Source organism: Janthinobacterium sp. HH104, from assembly GCF_001758715.1.
Taxonomy (GTDB): domain Bacteria; phylum Pseudomonadota; class Gammaproteobacteria; order Burkholderiales; family Burkholderiaceae_D; genus Janthinobacterium; species Janthinobacterium aestuarii.
The window spans coordinates 1-1,237 of the sequence record NZ_LRIB01000046.1 but is presented as its reverse complement, the minus strand read 5'-3'; the positions used below and the strand labels follow the sequence as shown (position 1 = coordinate 1,237).

Below are 1,237 nucleotides of genomic sequence, written 5' to 3'. Positions count from 1 at the left end.
TGTAGTGGTTTAATGTACCCGGACACTGATTTAGGCGAGAATGCTCGCCATGGAGAGGTGTTTGATGAGTAAGCAAAGACGTACGTTTTCCCCTGAGTTCAAACAGCAGGCGGCATGCCTGGTACTGGACCAAGGATATAGCCATACGGAGGCAAGCCGGTCGGTCGGCATCGGCGAATCAGTGCTGCGCCGCTGGGTGCAGCAGCTTCAGTTGGAGCGGCAAGGCATCACGCCACAGAGTAAGGCAATGACGCCTGATCAGCAGCGAATACAGGAACTCGAAGCGCGCATTGAGCGTCTCGAGCGGGAGAAGTCCATTTTAAAAAAGGCTACCGCGCTCTTGATGTCGGAAGGGATAGAACGTACGAGGTAATCGATCAGATTTGTGGTAACGAATCAATCGAGTTGATCTGCGCGGTGTTCGACGTAGCGCGGTCATGCCTGTACGCGCATCGGGAGCGCGCCCGGCACATTGATGTTGAGCGCATGGCATTGCGTAGCCGCGTGCACGAGCTGTTCGTCGAGAGTCGCAGTTCGGCGGGAAGCCGCAGCATCATGGGCATGATGCGCGAAGAAGGCACGGCAATTGGCCGCTTCAAAGTCAGTCGTTTGATGGAAGAGCTAGGGCTGGTCTGCAAACAGCCTGGCAGCCATGCCTATAAGCAGGCTACGGTGGAGCGGGTCGATATTCCGAACCACCTCAATCGTGAATTCACAGTGGAGGCGCCAAATCAGGCCTGGTGCGGGGACATCACCTATGTCTGGGCGCAAGGCCGATGGTATTACTTGGCAGTGGTGTTGGATTTGTGCGCTCGCCGAGCGGTGGGCTGGGCATTCTCGCTACGGCCCGACGCCGACCTTGTTGTGCAAGCGCTGGAAATGGCTTACGAGCAGCGAGGTCGACCGCAGGGCCTGCTGTTTCATTCGGATCAAGGCAGCCAGTACGCCAGTCGAAAATTCCGTCAGCGCTTGTGGCGCTATCGGATACGACAGAGTATGAGCCGTCGGGGAAATTGTTGGGATAACTCTCCGATGGAACGGCTGTTCCGCAGCTTCAAAACTGAATGGCTGCCGTCAACTGGTTACATGACGGCACAGGAAGCACAACGGGACATCAGCCATTACCTGATGCACCGGTATAACTGGATACGGCCACATCAGTTTAATCACGGATTGGCACCGGCCGTCGCCGAAGAAAAACTTAACGTAGTGTCCGGGATGGGTTGACCACTACAAA

General features: G+C 55.9%; 1 protein-coding gene. It reads left to right on the top strand.

What is annotated here, in order from left to right; translation table 11 throughout:
- The first annotated feature begins 64 nt into the window (after nucleotides 1-64).
- A protein-coding gene (locus JAB6_RS21255) for an IS3 family transposase (protein ID WP_139143366.1) occupies nucleotides 65-1,227 on the top strand; the annotation gives its coding sequence in 2 pieces (ribosomal slippage) (nucleotides 65-320 and nucleotides 320-1,227; 1,164 coding nt in all).
- Nucleotides 1,228-1,237 lie beyond the last annotated feature (10 nt).